The organism is Sinomicrobium sp. (assembly GCA_029266035.1).
GTDB lineage: Bacteria > Bacteroidota > Bacteroidia > Flavobacteriales > Flavobacteriaceae > Sinomicrobium.
This window is the reverse complement of the sequence record JAJUFH010000004.1, coordinates 12,334-26,503: the sequence shown is the minus strand read 5'-3', so window position 1 is coordinate 26,503 and position 14,170 is coordinate 12,334. Positions and strand designations below refer to the sequence as shown.

At 44.3% G+C, this 14,170-nt stretch carries 13 protein-coding genes; 7 read left to right on the top strand and 6 right to left on the bottom strand.

Going from position 1 to position 14,170, the window contains the following annotated elements:
- The first annotated feature begins 6 nt into the window (after positions 1–6).
- Genes uvrB through ACYZZR_RS03740 form a run of 3 tightly spaced genes read left to right on the top strand, consistent with a single transcriptional unit; the run spans position 7 to position 3,906 of the window.
- The gene (uvrB, locus tag ACYZZR_RS03750) at positions 7–2,010 is read left to right on the top strand and encodes an excinuclease ABC subunit UvrB (protein WP_461532658.1); all 2,004 of its coding nucleotides are present in this window, start codon (positions 7–9) and stop codon (positions 2,008–2,010) included.
- 20 nt (positions 2,011–2,030) lie between these two features.
- On the top strand, positions 2,031–3,218 hold the full coding sequence (locus ACYZZR_RS03745; protein WP_461532657.1) for a THUMP-like domain-containing protein: 1,188 nt from the start codon (positions 2,031–2,033) through the stop codon (positions 3,216–3,218).
- 10 nt (positions 3,219–3,228) lie between these two features.
- Entirely contained in the window at positions 3,229–3,906 is a 678-nt protein-coding gene (locus ACYZZR_RS03740; protein ID WP_461532656.1) for a 3'-5' exonuclease, read from the top strand.
- Between the two features lie 28 nt (positions 3,907–3,934).
- On the opposite strand, the gene acs is transcribed toward ACYZZR_RS03740, so the two are convergent.
- From acs to ACYZZR_RS03710, 6 genes are all read right to left on the bottom strand, one after another.
- Positions 3,935–5,839 carry an acetate--CoA ligase gene (gene acs / locus ACYZZR_RS03735; protein WP_461532655.1) on the bottom strand — a complete coding sequence of 635 codons (1,905 nt, stop codon included), beginning with the start codon at positions 5,837–5,839 and terminating at the stop codon, positions 3,935–3,937.
- 386 nt (positions 5,840–6,225) lie between these two features.
- On the bottom strand, positions 6,226–7,905 hold the full coding sequence (locus tag ACYZZR_RS03730; RefSeq protein WP_461532775.1) for a sodium:solute symporter family protein: 1,680 nt from the start codon (positions 7,903–7,905) through the stop codon (positions 6,226–6,228).
- A 10-nt stretch (positions 7,906–7,915) separates the two neighbouring features.
- On the bottom strand, positions 7,916–8,173 hold the full coding sequence (locus tag ACYZZR_RS03725; protein ID WP_461532654.1) for a DUF4212 domain-containing protein: 258 nt from the start codon (positions 8,171–8,173) through the stop codon (positions 7,916–7,918).
- 164 nt (positions 8,174–8,337) lie between these two features.
- The gene (locus tag ACYZZR_RS03720; RefSeq protein WP_461532653.1) at positions 8,338–8,874 is read right to left on the bottom strand and encodes a DUF4136 domain-containing protein; all 537 of its coding nucleotides are present in this window, start codon (positions 8,872–8,874) and stop codon (positions 8,338–8,340) included.
- A 113-nt stretch (positions 8,875–8,987) separates the two neighbouring features.
- On the bottom strand, positions 8,988–11,015 hold the full coding sequence (locus tag ACYZZR_RS03715; protein ID WP_461532652.1) for a urocanate hydratase: 2,028 nt from the start codon (positions 11,013–11,015) through the stop codon (positions 8,988–8,990).
- A 204-nt stretch (positions 11,016–11,219) separates the two neighbouring features.
- Complete coding sequence (locus ACYZZR_RS03710) at positions 11,220–11,384, bottom strand: DUF5522 domain-containing protein (protein ID WP_161554456.1); 165 nt, start codon at positions 11,382–11,384, stop codon at positions 11,220–11,222.
- A 126-nt stretch (positions 11,385–11,510) separates the two neighbouring features.
- Here ACYZZR_RS03710 and ACYZZR_RS03705 point away from each other — a divergent pair, with 126 nt between their 5' ends.
- From ACYZZR_RS03705 to ACYZZR_RS03690, 4 genes are read left to right on the top strand one after another with little or no spacing between them, the layout of a single operon-like run.
- Positions 11,511–11,846: a hypothetical protein gene (locus tag ACYZZR_RS03705; RefSeq protein WP_461532651.1), complete on the top strand. Its 336-nt coding sequence runs from the start codon at positions 11,511–11,513 to the stop codon at positions 11,844–11,846.
- A gap of 52 nt (positions 11,847–11,898) precedes the next feature.
- Positions 11,899–12,366, top strand: a complete 468-nt coding sequence (locus ACYZZR_RS03700) for a hypothetical protein (protein ID WP_461532650.1) — start codon at positions 11,899–11,901, stop codon at positions 12,364–12,366.
- A 42-nt stretch (positions 12,367–12,408) separates the two neighbouring features.
- Positions 12,409–13,308, top strand: a complete 900-nt coding sequence (locus ACYZZR_RS03695) for a 1-aminocyclopropane-1-carboxylate deaminase/D-cysteine desulfhydrase (protein ID WP_461532649.1) — start codon at positions 12,409–12,411, stop codon at positions 13,306–13,308.
- 46 nt (positions 13,309–13,354) lie between these two features.
- Entirely contained in the window at positions 13,355–14,170 is an 816-nt protein-coding gene (locus ACYZZR_RS03690) for a glucosaminidase domain-containing protein (protein ID WP_461532648.1), read from the top strand.

Genomic DNA, 14,170 nt, shown 5'->3' with positions numbered 1-14,170 from the left:
ACTCTCATGAAATTCCAGGTAAAATCAGATTTCAAACCTACAGGCGATCAACCTGAAGCCATAAAACAACTGGCATCGGGCATAGTGGAGAATGAACGGTATCAAACCCTGCTGGGTGTTACCGGTTCGGGAAAGACTTTTACCGTAGCCAATGTAATCCAGGAAGTACAGCGCCCCACTCTTGTATTGGCACATAACAAAACCCTTGCAGCACAGTTGTATTCCGAATTCAAACAGTTTTTTCCCGACAATGCGGTGGAATACTTCGTTTCGTATTACGACTATTACCAGCCTGAGGCCTATATTCCTGTAACTGGAACCTATATCGAAAAGGACCTCTCCATAAACGACGAGATTGAAAAACTGAGACTCAGCACCACCTCTTCCCTGCTTTCGGGACGAAGGGATGTATTGGTCGTAGCTTCTGTATCCTGTCTTTACGGTATTGGAAACCCTATAGAATTCAAAAAGAATGTCATTGCTATCGAACGGGATCAGGTGATCTCTCGCACCAAATTCTTACACCGATTGGTGCAAAGTTTATACTCCAGAACTACCGGCGACTTCCTCCACGGAAATTTCAGAATCAAAGGTGATACCGTCGATGTTTTTCCGGGATATGCGGACAATGCTTATCGCGTTCACTTTTTCGGTGATGAAATAGAAGAGATAGAAGCTTTTGACCCCACTACAAATCAAGTGCTGGAAAAACATGAAAAGCTCAATATTTATCCGGCCAATATATTTGTCACCTCTCCCGATGTACTACAGAATGCCATAAAGCAAATACAGGACGACTTGGTAAAACAAGTGGACTTTTTCAGAGAAAGCGGAAAAGCTCTCGAAGCTAAAAGACTGGAAGAACGCACCAATTTTGATTTGGAAATGATACGGGAACTCGGCTATTGTTCGGGTATAGAAAACTATTCGAGATACTTGGACGGTCGCGAGGCGGGCACGCGTCCTTTCTGCCTCTTGGATTATTTTCCAGACGATTACCTCATGGTTATAGATGAGAGCCACGTGACCATCCCCCAGGTACACGCCATGTACGGAGGGGATCGCTCGCGCAAGGAAAACCTGGTGGAATACGGATTCAGACTCCCGGCAGCCATGGACAACCGGCCGTTGAAGTTTGAAGAGTTTGAAGCACTGCAAAACCAAGTTATTTACGTCAGTGCCACCCCGGCAGATTACGAACTTCAACAAAGTGCCGGAGTCTATGTAGAGCAGGTGATCCGACCGACAGGACTACTGGATCCAATAATAGAAATCAGACCTAGCAAAAACCAGATAGACGATCTCGTAGAAGAAATTCAGATTAGAGCAGAAAAAGACGAACGCGTATTGGTGACTACCCTGACCAAAAGAATGGCTGAAGAACTCACCAAATACCTCAGCCGTATACGCATTCGATGTCGTTATATTCACAGTGATGTAGACACCTTGGAAAGGGTAGAGATTATGCAGGACCTGAGAAAAGGTTTGTTTGATGTCCTTATCGGGGTCAACCTGCTCAGAGAAGGACTGGACCTGCCCGAAGTATCGCTTGTAGCCATACTCGACGCCGATAAGGAAGGCTTTTTGCGAAGTACGCGATCACTGACGCAAACTGTGGGTAGGGCTGCGAGAAACCTCAATGGAAAGGCCATCATGTATGCCGATAAAATTACAGACAGCATGCAGCGCACCATAGACGAGACCAACTACCGCAGGGAAAAACAGATGGCGTACAACAAAAAGAACAAGATCACACCACAGGCACTGAACAAAAAGATAGACAACAGCCTCAGCAAAGCAGTAGGAGCCACAAACTACTCAACCTCCTCTGATACACTTTCTATGGCAGCTGAACCCGAAACGACTTATCTGTCTAAGGAAAAAATGGAAAAGGCTATCCGGGAAAAACGCAAAGAAATGGAAAAAGCTGCCAAAGAACTCGACTTTATGCAGGCAGCGAAGCTCAGAGATGAGATCAAGATACTTCAGGAAAAGCTAAAAACAGCATAGACAGCATAAATCACTATATATTGAACAGAAAGATTACTCATCCGGACGTGCAGCGCTATATCTTAGAGAACACCGATACCGATTTTCTCGATCTTTCTTTTAAAAAAAGTCCGTTTGAAGAGGTCTCTATGCAGGAGATTGTACAGCAGCTGGAATCTCGCAAAAAAGCAAAAAACAAACTCCCTTCCTGGTACAGTCTGCAAGGAATATATTATCCGCCTAAAATCTCTGTCGAACAATCATCTTCGGAAAAAACGGCACAGTACAAAGCTGGATTGGTAAACGGTAAAACGCTGATAGATCTCACAGGGGGATTGGGTGTCGATTGTTTTTATTTTTCCAAAATCGTGGAACGCGTTACCCACTGTGAAATGAACGGAAAACTATCAGCCATAGCTACTCATAATTTTGACATACTCGGAGCTAAAAACATACAATCCGTAGAAGGAGATGGCGTGGATTATCTGCTCAGGCAGGGGCAGTACGACTGGATTTATGCAGATCCTTCACGGCGACACGACAGCAAGGGTAAGGTGTTTATGTTGGGCGACTGTACTCCCGACATCCCATCCTTACTTCCACAACTGTTTAATCACAGTGATAATATCTTGATAAAAACAGCACCGCTACTCGATATCAGCAGTGGATTGAGAGAGCTTCCGGGTACCCGAGAGCTGCATATTGTGGCGGTAAACAACGAGGTTAAAGAATTGCTGTGGGTACTGAAAAAAGGCTTTGAAGGATCTTGTCGTATTCACGCCATCAACTACAGCTCTAAAGGAGTGCAACAATTCAGCTTTGAGCGCGACGACGAGTACAAGCTTGCTGAAAGTTATACCACCGCACTGACATATTTGTACGAACCCAATGCGGCCATCATGAAATCGGGAGGGTTTCGATCGCTGTCGGAAAGAACAGGACTCTCCGCTTTGCACCGACACTCTCATCTCTACAGCTCTGATACCCATATCAAAAACTTCCCGGGAAGAACTTTTCACATCAGGGAAATCATCTCTTATAAAGAAAAGAAAACGTTAAAAACCTTATGGAGAGATAAAAAGGCTAATATCGCTACGCGGAATTTTCCGGAAAGTGTGGAACAGCTACGCAAAAAGTCTCAGATAAAAGAGGGAGGAACGGATTTTATTTTCTTTACTACAGACAAAAACAACGACAAGATGGTTTTGGTCTGCGATAAGATGTACTAATAAAAGGCTTATGTTCGGACTGTTTAAAAAAAAGAAGAGAGAAGATTTTCCCGATTACTGGAAGGCTTATGAACAGTTATTCGAGGAAAAGCCCGCTCCCTATATCGCCGACACCCGATTTGTGGTCATCGACACCGAAACCACTGGGCTCAATCACAAGTCTGATCGCATCTTGAGCATAGGGGCAGTAAGCGTAAAAGACAACAGCGTTTCCGTATCTGATATTTTTGAGGTGTATGTAAAACAAGATATTTTCAATCCGGAAACCGTAAAAATTCACGGTTTGTTACGCGAGGAAAAACGGGCAAACCTGATCTCGGAAGAAGAAGCCATTCGCCTTTTTTTGGAATACGTAGGCAATGCTGTTCTGATAGCCCACCACGCCCGATTTGACACGGCTATGATCAACAACGCACTCAAACGTCTCGAGCTGCCAAAACTAAAAAACAACATACTCGATACGGCTGTACTCTACAATCGTACCCGAATTATGTCGAACCTAATAGACAGAGATAAAAATCACTCCCTCGACGAGCTGGCTGAAACACTGAATGTAGACAGAAACGATCGGCATACCGCTGCCGGAGACGCCTATATCACTGCCCTTATATTCCTTAAAATACTATCAAGACTGAAACACAAAGGCATTGCGAAAACCCGCGATTTGTCTGTCCCAAATCGCAGGTGATGTTCTAATGTATAGGTGTATTGTTGCTTTACTTCGCCCCTTCTATGATATCTGAAATCACATCGGGATTGAGCAAGGTAGATGTATCGCCGAGATTGTCTGTATCTCCCGAAGCTATTTTTCGCAAAATACGCCTCATAATCTTACCACTTCTCGTCTTGGGTAAGTCGTTCACAAACTGTAATTTATCCAATTTTGCAATGGGTCCGATATGTTCAGAAATATGTTGGTTGATCTCTTGCGTGAGATTCTCTCTGTTTCTCGTTTCACCGGTCTCTTTCAATATAATATACCCTAGAAGAGCATTCCCTTTTACCTCGTGAGGGAAACCTACAATAGCCGATTCTGCCACTGCCGGATGCTCGTTGATAGCATCCTCTATGGGTGCTGTACCTAGATTATGCCCTGAAACAATGACCACATCGTCTACCCTTCCCGTAATGCGATAATAGCCTACCTCATCTCTCAAAGCTCCATCTCCACTAAAATATTTTCCGGGAAAAGCTGAGAAATAAGTCTCCTTATACCTTCGGTGATCACCCCAGATAGTTCTAGCCATACCCGGCCACGGAAACCGAATACATAGATTCCCTACTACTTGATTTTTTTCTATCTCATTTCGCTTTTCATCCATGAGTACGGGCTGAACTCCCGGTAAGGGAAGAGTGGCATAAGTCGGTTTAGTAGGAGTAGCGAATGCTATAGGGGAAATCATAATCCCTCCTGTTTCTGTTTGCCACCAAGTATCGACTATAGGACATTTCTTATCCCCTACATGACTATTGTACCAGTGCCATGCTTCTTCATTGATAGGTTCTCCAACAGATCCGAGAACTTTAAGGGAAGAAAGGTCGTATTTTGTAACCCAATCGGTACTTTCTTTCCCCAATGCTCTAATAGCCGTAGGCGCAGTGTACAATTGAGTTACCTTGTGTTTGTCTACAACCTCCCAAAACCTTCCGTAATCTGGATAAGAAGGTACCCCCTCAAACATTACCGTGGTAGCTCCATTTGCCAAGGGTCCGTACAATATATACGAATGTCCCGTGACCCAACCGATATCGGCAGTACACCAGTAGACATCTTTCTCCTCGTACTGAAATACATTTTTAAAGGTATAAGCCGTAAAGATCATATATCCGGCTGTAGTGTGCAACATACCTTTGGGCCTCCCGGTAGAGCCTGAAGTATAGAGTATAAACAAAGGATCTTCGGCATCCATTACCTCGGCAACCGACTCGTTCAAAGCTGTATCGAGCAGAGGTTGTAACCACATGTCACGGCCTTTTTTCATATCGATATCCGCACCGGTGCGCTTTACGACAAGTACTTTTTCGAGGTCTGGACAATCTTCCAAAGCTTCATCTACTATTCCTTTGAGATCTATCGTCTTGTTTCCCCTAAATCCTCCATCGGCAGTGATGAGTATTTTGGCTTCACAATCGCGTATACGAGTGGAAAGTGCTGTTGAAGAAAATCCTGCAAATACTGCAGAATGTACAGCTCCGATACGCGCACAAGCCAGTAGAGTAATGGCCAATTCGGGTATCATAGGCAGATAGACACAAACGCGATCTCCCTTTTTCACCCCCTGATCACGCAATACATTAGCCATCTTACTAACCCTTGCATACAATTGGTTATAAGTGATATGCTGTGCCTCCTCCTGCGGATCGTTAGGTTCAAAAATTATAGCCGTTTTATCCCCTCTTTTGGCGAGGTGACGATCTATACAATTTTTTGTAATATTGAGTTTTCCATTTACAAACCACTTTACTTCAGCATTCTCAAGATGGTGCTCTAGTACCTGATCCCACTTCTTATACCACACAAAATCTTCAGCAATCTTAGACCAAAATTTTCTCGGTTCTCTTATCGACTTTTTGTATACTTTAAAATATTGCTCCAGACTCTTGATTTCGTAAGCCCCCATAATTTTATGTTCTTTAATGATTTTTTAGTTAGTGTGTAATAAAATCGTCTAAGATTTAGATATATCCCTTTCTTTACGATATATCAAATATAAAATTAAAATCTTCTTTTTCCCTATTTTTTAGAGCTAAATCTTATTGCGGTCAGCCTGTTTTTTCCGATACTATCTCTTATCCAAATCTGGCAGACCTTTACAACAGCATTCCGTAAGACAAAGAGATCAGGAGACTGACTAAGAACTACGAACTAATCAACTACAATACATCTAAGCCCGAGATTTCTCCCTTTGGGATCGGAATGACACCTCCAACCTTTTTTAAGAAAGGTCGATGTTCATCCTGATCTTGTCGAAGGGTCTCTCGTCCAACCCAAAAGCGCTTTAACAGCCTAACGTATTTCTCCCGGTACACGTATATTTTCTACGATATCCTGCACTTCTTCAGGTGGAGCCGGGGTAAATCGACTTACTAAAAGAGCCACTGCAAAATTGACTATCATCGCCACCATGCCGAATCCTTCCGGTGATATACCAAACCACCAATCGGCTTCCGTTCCGCCCCCGAAGAGATCGAATTTAAATTTCATCATATAAAACAACATCAGCAATATCCCGATTACCATACCACTTACGGCTCCTTCTCTATTCATTCGCTTGTAAAAGATGCCCAGTATTATCGCCGGAAAAAATGAGGCTGCGGCCAATCCGAAGGCCAGAGCAACAACGGCGGCGACAAAACCCGGAGGGTTTATCCCAAAGTAGGCAGCGATAATTACCGCTAAGGCAGCGCTTCCCCTGGCCACCCACAGTTCATTCTTCTCGGACATATCGGGTTTGAGTTGTTTTTTTACTAGATCGTGGGATACAGATGTAGATATCACCAGAAGTAATCCCGCTGCAGTAGAAAGTGCTGCGGCTAGTCCTCCAGCTGCGACAAGGGCAATAACCCAGTTGGGAAGCCTAGCAATCTCAGGGTTAGCAAGCACCATAATATCGTTGTCTATCTGCAATTCGTTTCGCTCCTCATCTGCCACGTATTGTATCAGTCCGTCGTCGTTTTTATCGGTAAAATCCAACAGTCCGGTGGTTTCCCAATTGGTAAACCACTCCGGCATTTCCGAGTAGGGCTTACCACTTACGGTTTCTATCAGATTAGTACGTGCAAAGACAGAAACAGCGGGAGCAGTAGTGTAGAGAATCACGATAAACAACAGTGCCAATCCCGCCGATTTTCGGGCATCTTTAACCCGAGGTACCGTAAAAAATCTCACAATAACATGGGGTAATCCGGCCGTTCCCACCATCAGAGCCAGCGTAATGGCAAATACATCGATTAGACTTTTACTCCCTTCCGTATACTCGGCAAAACCGAGTTCTCTTGAAAGTCCGTTTAACTTGTCGAGCAGGTATACCCCAGATCCGTCGGAAAGTGTACCTCCCATCCCGAGTTGGGGAATTGGATTACCCGTCATCTGTATGGAGATAAAAATAGCGGGCACCATAAAGGCAAAGATCAGCACACAGTACTGCGCTACCTGAGTATAAGTAATCCCTTTCATCCCTCCGAGTACGGCGTAAAAAAGAACGATCACCATACCTATAATCACTCCGGTATTGATATCCACTTCCAGAAAGCGTGAAAACACCACTCCCACACCGCGCATCTGTCCGGCTACGTAGGTAAAGGAAACGATCAGTGCACATATCACCGCTACTATACGAGCTGTACTCGAGTAATAGCGATCTCCGATAAAATCGGGGACTGTAAATTTTCCGAATTTGCGAAGATAGGGTGCCAGAAGTAGAGCCAACAACACATATCCTCCTGTCCACCCCATAAGGTAAACAGCCCCATCGTATCCCATAAAGGAAATAATACCAGCCATGGAGATAAAAGAAGCAGCAGACATCCAGTCGGCCGCAGTAGCCATCCCATTAGCGAGAGGGGAAACCCCTCCTCCGGCAACGTAAAACTCTTTGGTTGATCCTGCCCTCGACCATATCGCAATACCGATATAAAGTGCAAAGGAGACTCCGACAAGAATATATGTCCAAGCCTGTACGCTCATCACAGCAAAACTACTCATCATAACCGTACTTTTTGTCCAAGCGATTCATCAGGCGGACATATACAAATATGAGTATGACAAAGACATACATCGACCCTTGCTGAGCAAACCAGAATCCGAGTTCAAAGCCTCCTATTCTGACAGTATTGAGTGTATCTTTAAACAATATTCCCGCCCCGTAGGAAACTAGGAACCAAATTAAAAGGAGAATAGCGAGATATCTCACGTTTTCTTTCCAGTACGCTTTTGATTTTTGTTTTGAAGTCATCAGACCGTATTATTTCAGTTATCATTGATAAATATAATATTTTAACTTAAAAACACATATACCTACAAACAAAAACCGTATAAAAACAACAAAACATCAACAAAAGCACAAGATAACAAACAATCGTAAAAAATCTACATCTTGTTATTTACACTTCTTTATTACTATCGCTGTGACACTTCTATACCGGGAGGGTATTTCTCGAGTATACTATTTACAAACTCGCGGATGCGTTCGTCTTTCTTATCCATTCTTGAAGTGAGATAACCTGTTCCCTTTCCCTGCCAAACCAATTCGTTTTTACCGGCGTCTATGAAGTCTATAAAGAGAGAGCCTTCTGTAGATGTAGAAACATTGGGATAGGCCATGCCCCACCAATACGGATTCCAACCCCATCCCCAACCGTAATTGTTGTAGACATCCACCCTCTCTTTTTCGGTGGTAAAGATGCTCACCAACATATCCGGATTATCCGATTTGGTAAGCCCTTTGGCTGTTAGTCCGGCCTCAATAGCTCTCAGTATCCGCTTTTTGTCTAGATCGGATATTTCAGCCTTGTCGATTCCTGGCTTAAAAAATGCGAAGGTCTTGTATTGAGTAAAATTGACCCGCTTGTCGTAATCGGCTGCAACCCTCACAGAGGTACAGGATCCTGCGATAAAGGCCAGGAACATCAATGGTAATAATCGTATTGCTTTCATTTGGAATTTTTTTAAATTGAACTCTATAGTATTGTCCGTTGTCCGGATCTAAAAAATCCACTATATAAAAATACAAATTACAGATCGCTTTACCTTCAAATACTCTGTTAAAACTACAGCCCGTTCAACAAATCGTCATCGACTTCATTGGGAAGTGTAACTTTCAACAAAGGCTCCATATTCATAGCTCTTTGTGCAGCAAATACTGCTTCTTTGTTTCTCGCCCAACTCCTCCGAGCGATACCATTGTTTACGTCCCAAAACAACATGGCGTGAAGTCTGCGATCTGCTTCTACGCTACCATCAAGAACCATGCCGAAGCCCCCATTGATCACCTCACCCCATCCGACACCTCCACCGTTGTGGATGCTTACCCAGGTAGCCCCTCTAAAACTATCGCCTATAACATTCTGTATGGCCATATCGGCGGTATATCGCGAACCGTCGTATATATTGGAGGTCTCGCGATATGGCGAATCGGTACCCGACACGTCGTGATGATCTCTACCCAATACCACCGGACCTATTTCGCCCTTGGCTATAGCATCGTTAAATGCCTTGGCTATGGCAATGCGTCCTTCAGCGTCGGCATACAATATCCGCGCTTGGGAACCCACTACCAATTTATTTGCTCTGGCACCCTGTATCCAGCGGATATTGTCGTCCATCTGTTGTCGGATCTCCTCAGGAGATTCTTTTTTAAGTGCCTCGAGTACTTCACAGACCAAGGCATCGGTACGGTTGAGATCTTCTTCCTTACCACTGGTACACACCCAGCGGAAAGGTCCGAAACCGTAGTCAAAACACATAGGTCCCATAATATCCTGCACATAGGAAGGATAGCGGAATTCCCGCTCTTCAGGACCTGCCTCCCGACCACCGGGAGCCCACACATCGGCACCGGCTCTAGACGCTTCCAGGAGAAAGGCATTGCCGTAGTCGAAGAAATAGGTTCCCTTTGCTGTGTGACGGTTAACGGCCTCTGCATGTCTTCTCAAACTTTGCTGTACCTTTTCTTTAAACACTTCCGGAGCTTCAGCCATCAAGCGATTGGCTTCGTCAAAATCCATTCCCGCCGGGTAATACCCCCCGGCCCAGGGATTGTGCAAAGAAGTCTGATCCGATCCGAGGTCGATGTGAATCCCCTCTCTATCGAAATACTCCCATACATCAACGACATTGCCCCGATAGGCAATGGAGATAATTTCCTTTTCGGCAACCGCCTTCCTTACACGTGTGGCCAGTTCTCCGAGCTCGTCGATTACCTCTTCTACCCATCCCTGGGAATGACGAGTGTGTACCGCCTTGGGGTTTACTTCTGCACAAACCGTAACACAGCCTGCTATATTACCTGCTTTGGGTTGGGCGCCGCTCATCCCTCCGAGGCCTGAAGTGACAAACAATGCTCCTGTTCCCTTCTCTCCCGAACCCGACGGTTGTTTTCCTATCTTTCTCAAAGCATTCATCACCGTTATGGTGGTTCCGTGAACAATGCCCTGAGGACCTATATACATATAACTTCCGGCGGTCATCTGTCCGTATTGGGTAACCCCCAAGGCATTAAAGCGCTCCCAATCGTCGGGAGTGGAGTAATTGGGAATCATCATACCGTTGGTCACCACCACTCTTGGTGCTTCCTTATGAGAAGGGAACAGCCCCAATGGATGTCCGGAATACATGACCAGGGTTTGTTGGTCGGTCATCTCGGCGAGATACTTCATCACTAGGCGATACTGCACCCAGTTCTGAAATACCGCACCATTGCCTCCGTAGGTAATGAGTTCGTGGGGGTGCTGCGCTACAGCCGGATCCAAATTGTTCTGAATCATCAACATAATGGCTGCCGCCTGCATACAAGAGGTCGGGTATTCTTCAATAGGACGGGCATACATAGGGTAATCCGGTCTAAAGCGATACATATAAATCCGACCGTATGTTTCTAGTTCACGAGAAAATTCAGTTAGTAATTCCGCGTGGTGTTCGGGCTTAAAATAGCGCAGCGCATTGCGGAGTGCCAGCTTCTTTTCTTTGGCGTTGAGTATATCTTTTCTCTTTGGGGCGTGGTTTACGGTCGGATCGTATGATTTGGGAGAAGGCAGTTTTTCAGGTATGCCTTCCAACAACTGTTCTTGAAATGTCATAGTCAAAAAATTTTGTGCAATTGTCGAGCAGTACATATCTACCGCATATTGGCAACTGCTGTTTCCTGTATCGTAAAAAAATCTGTAAATACAGCAGTAAAAGAAACCGCCGTTAGGGAGCAACACTACACTACGGATATCTGATATCCACTCTGTGATGGATACCAAAAATTCTGATTTTGTATCGGAATGTGCTGTTTGTTCTCATCGCTTCAAAGCTGTTTTACGGTCGTATCCGTAAGGGCAATGCCTGCATCCGCTCTCACAACAATACCCCCTTTTCAGATGGTATTGTTCCGTAAATACCTTATACCCTTTTTCCGAAAGGTAATAGTCTCCTTCTTCTATGGGGATAATTTTCCTTTTCAAAATTTTAGCCCGACATTTAAATCACTTCCCGAAAGATCAGGAATTAAACATTTTCTCTTTGACAACTTCCTGCCTCTTGTTATCTTTACAAAGATAATTTTTTGAAAGCATTATCCGAAGCGACTTATGATATTAATTTCAAAGCACCTGATTCCGAAGCCATATATAGGACTCACTCTGTGGCCGGTCATTGTCCTAAAATCACCCGAACTCAAAAACGACTCTGTACTGCTAAATCACGAAAAAATACACCTACAGCAACAGTTGGAGTTGCTCATACTTCCCTTCTATGTTTTGTACGGTTTGGAATGGTTGTACAAATGGCTAAAATACCGCGACCTTCACATTGCTTACCGACAGATCAGCTTTGAACGTGAAGCCTACACCTGCGAACAGGATGCACACTATCTGAAAACCAGAAAACCCTGGCAGTTTGCACACTACTTTTTTAACGCTTCTTAACATCAGCTCGGCATTCTTTTTGCTGCCTTTTCCGCAAAAAAACATTGACAAAATGAAACGTTTAGCTCTTTTATTCACTGTATTTTTTGCGGTATTCGGCTGCCTGGGTCAGGAAAAATCTAATGGCGGCATTTCAGGACAAAACAAGGGAGAACAGGATTCTATTCCACGTCCTAAGGAAAGTTGGAAAGTAAACAAGGAAGTGGATGAGAACGGTAACATCATCCGAATGGACTCCACCTATACTTGGTCCTTTTCTTCAGACGGTCGAGATATGTCTTCGGCTGCCATAGACAGTATTATGAACAGTTTCGGACAAATACCAGGCATGGGAATGCCGGCTGGTTTTGGAGACGATTTCTTCCAGTCATTTTCGTCTGATTCTGCTTTCTTTGCACCTTTTGTGGGCGACAGCCTGTTTATAAAGCGTATGGAAGAACACCACCGCATGTTTGAAGACATGATGCGCAGAGTCGATTCTATACAAGGTGATGCCCGAAAATCGCTTCAGAAAACATAAAGATTTTAAACCCCTACCTTTGCCCTTTTTAACAGTACAGTTTTGAATCAGGACATTGACATTGGCCTATTACAGCAAAAGGGGATTAAGCTTACCGTAAAACGGGAAGATTTGCTTCACCCCCATATTTCGGGTAATAAATTCAGAAAACTAAAATACAATCTTATCGAGGCCCGCGACGAAGGGGCAGACACTCTGCTCACCTTTGGAGGGGCCTATTCCAATCACATTGCAGCTACTGCCGCTGCGGGTCGTGAATACGGTTTTAAAACCATCGGCATAATTAGAGGTGATGAGCTCGGCGATTACAAAGACCAAAACCCCACACTCCGGTTTGCACAAGAACAAGGTATGAGCCTCAAATTTGTCTCTAGAGAGGACTTCCGAAAAAAACAGGACGAAGGCTTTATCGCCAAACTCCGGCAGGAATTCGGACATTTTTTTACAATTCCAGAAGGAGGAACCAATGAGTTTGCGGTAAAGGGATGCGAAGAGATACTCACTGCAGAAGATAAGACCTACAACTACATCTGTTGTGCCGTGGGCACGGGTGGTACACTGTCGGGTATAATCAACAGCGCCACCGACAAACAGAAAGTCTTAGGTTTTCCCGCGCTTAAAGGTAGCTTTTTAAACAAGGATATTCGTAAATTTGCCCAAAGTGATAACTGGCAACTGGTAGAAGACTATCATTTTGGTGGATATGCAAAAGTAAATGAATCGCTTATTCGCTTTGTCAATGAGTTCAAAAAACAGACCGGTATACCTCTCGATCCGATATACACCGGAAAGATGATGTACGGTGTAATGGCGCTGGTGGAAGAAGACTATTTTAAAAGCGGAACTTCCATTTTGGCCATTCACACAGGTGGATTGCAGGGTATAGACGGTATGAACCAAAAGCTCAAACAAAAAGGATTGCCACTTATAGACATTGATTAAAGTAATATTTTCCGGCAAAGGGGTGCACATCACAACAGAAAAAAATATGCGAAAAATAATATCCTTACTTATTATTCTGGGACTGACGGTCTCTTCCTGTGGTTCTAAAAAAAAGGTAGCTCAAAGAAATCAGCAAAAAAAAGAGCAAAGCGTTAAACATAGTTCGGACCCCTTAAAAACAGTGGATAAAGAACAGGAAAAAAGTTCAGAATTCAAACCAATTGTGGTCAACTCCACTGAAGAATACATTCGCTACTTTGCTCCTGTAGCACAGGATGAAATGCGCGAATTTGGTATCCCGGCAAGCATTACCCTCGCTCAGGGTATACTCGAAAGTGGTTCGGGAAGAGGTGAACTCACTCTGAAGACCAACAACCACTTCGGCATCAAATGTCACACCGGCTGGAAAGGTGGTACGGCATATCACGACGACGACGAAAAGGGAGAGTGTTTTCGCAAATACGACGACCCACACACCTCATACAGGGATCATTCACTTTTTCTGACTTCCCGAAGCCGATACGCCTCCCTCTTCGACCTAAGAAAGAATGACTACAAGGGCTGGGCCAAAGGGCTCCGCAAAGCGGGATACGCTACAGATCCGAGATATCCCCAAAAACTGATAGCCCTGATAGAGCGATACGAACTATACCGCTACGACGACGAGGTACTCCGCAATTCGAAAACAAAAACATCCCGCAGCTCATCGAAAAAAAATCGAAAACAGATATACGTGGTGCGCCGAGGTGACACCCTGTATTCCATTTCAAAAAGGTACAACACCACAGTAGAAGCCCTCAAAAGGGAAAATCGACTGAAAAACAACAATATATCCATAGGACAAAACCTAAACATCCCTTAA

Excerpts from the sequence above, each read along its gene's own strand:
- ACYZZR_RS03720 (WP_461532653.1), bottom strand. The coding sequence starts at position 8,874 with ATGAAAGCAATACGATTATTACCATTGATGTTCCTGGCCTTTATCGCA.
- ACYZZR_RS03740 (WP_461532656.1), top strand. The coding sequence starts at position 3,229 with ATGTTCGGACTGTTTAAAAAAAAGAAGAGAGAAGATTTTCCCGATTAC.
- ACYZZR_RS03700 (WP_461532650.1), top strand. The coding sequence starts at position 11,899 with ATGAAACGTTTAGCTCTTTTATTCACTGTATTTTTTGCGGTATTCGGC.
- ACYZZR_RS03690 (WP_461532648.1), top strand. The coding sequence starts at position 13,355 with ATGCGAAAAATAATATCCTTACTTATTATTCTGGGACTGACGGTCTCT.
- ACYZZR_RS03730 (WP_461532775.1), bottom strand. The coding sequence starts at position 7,905 with ATGAGCGTACAGGCTTGGACATATATTCTTGTCGGAGTCTCCTTTGCA.
- ACYZZR_RS03705 (WP_461532651.1), top strand. The coding sequence starts at position 11,511 with ATGATATTAATTTCAAAGCACCTGATTCCGAAGCCATATATAGGACTC.
- acs (WP_461532655.1), bottom strand. The coding sequence starts at position 5,839 with ATGGGGGCTTACGAAATCAAGAGTCTGGAGCAATATTTTAAAGTATAC.
- ACYZZR_RS03715 (WP_461532652.1), bottom strand. The coding sequence starts at position 11,015 with ATGACATTTCAAGAACAGTTGTTGGAAGGCATACCTGAAAAACTGCCT.
- ACYZZR_RS03725 (WP_461532654.1), bottom strand. The coding sequence starts at position 8,173 with ATGACTTCAAAACAAAAATCAAAAGCGTACTGGAAAGAAAACGTGAGA.
- uvrB (WP_461532658.1), top strand. The coding sequence starts at position 7 with ATGAAATTCCAGGTAAAATCAGATTTCAAACCTACAGGCGATCAACCT.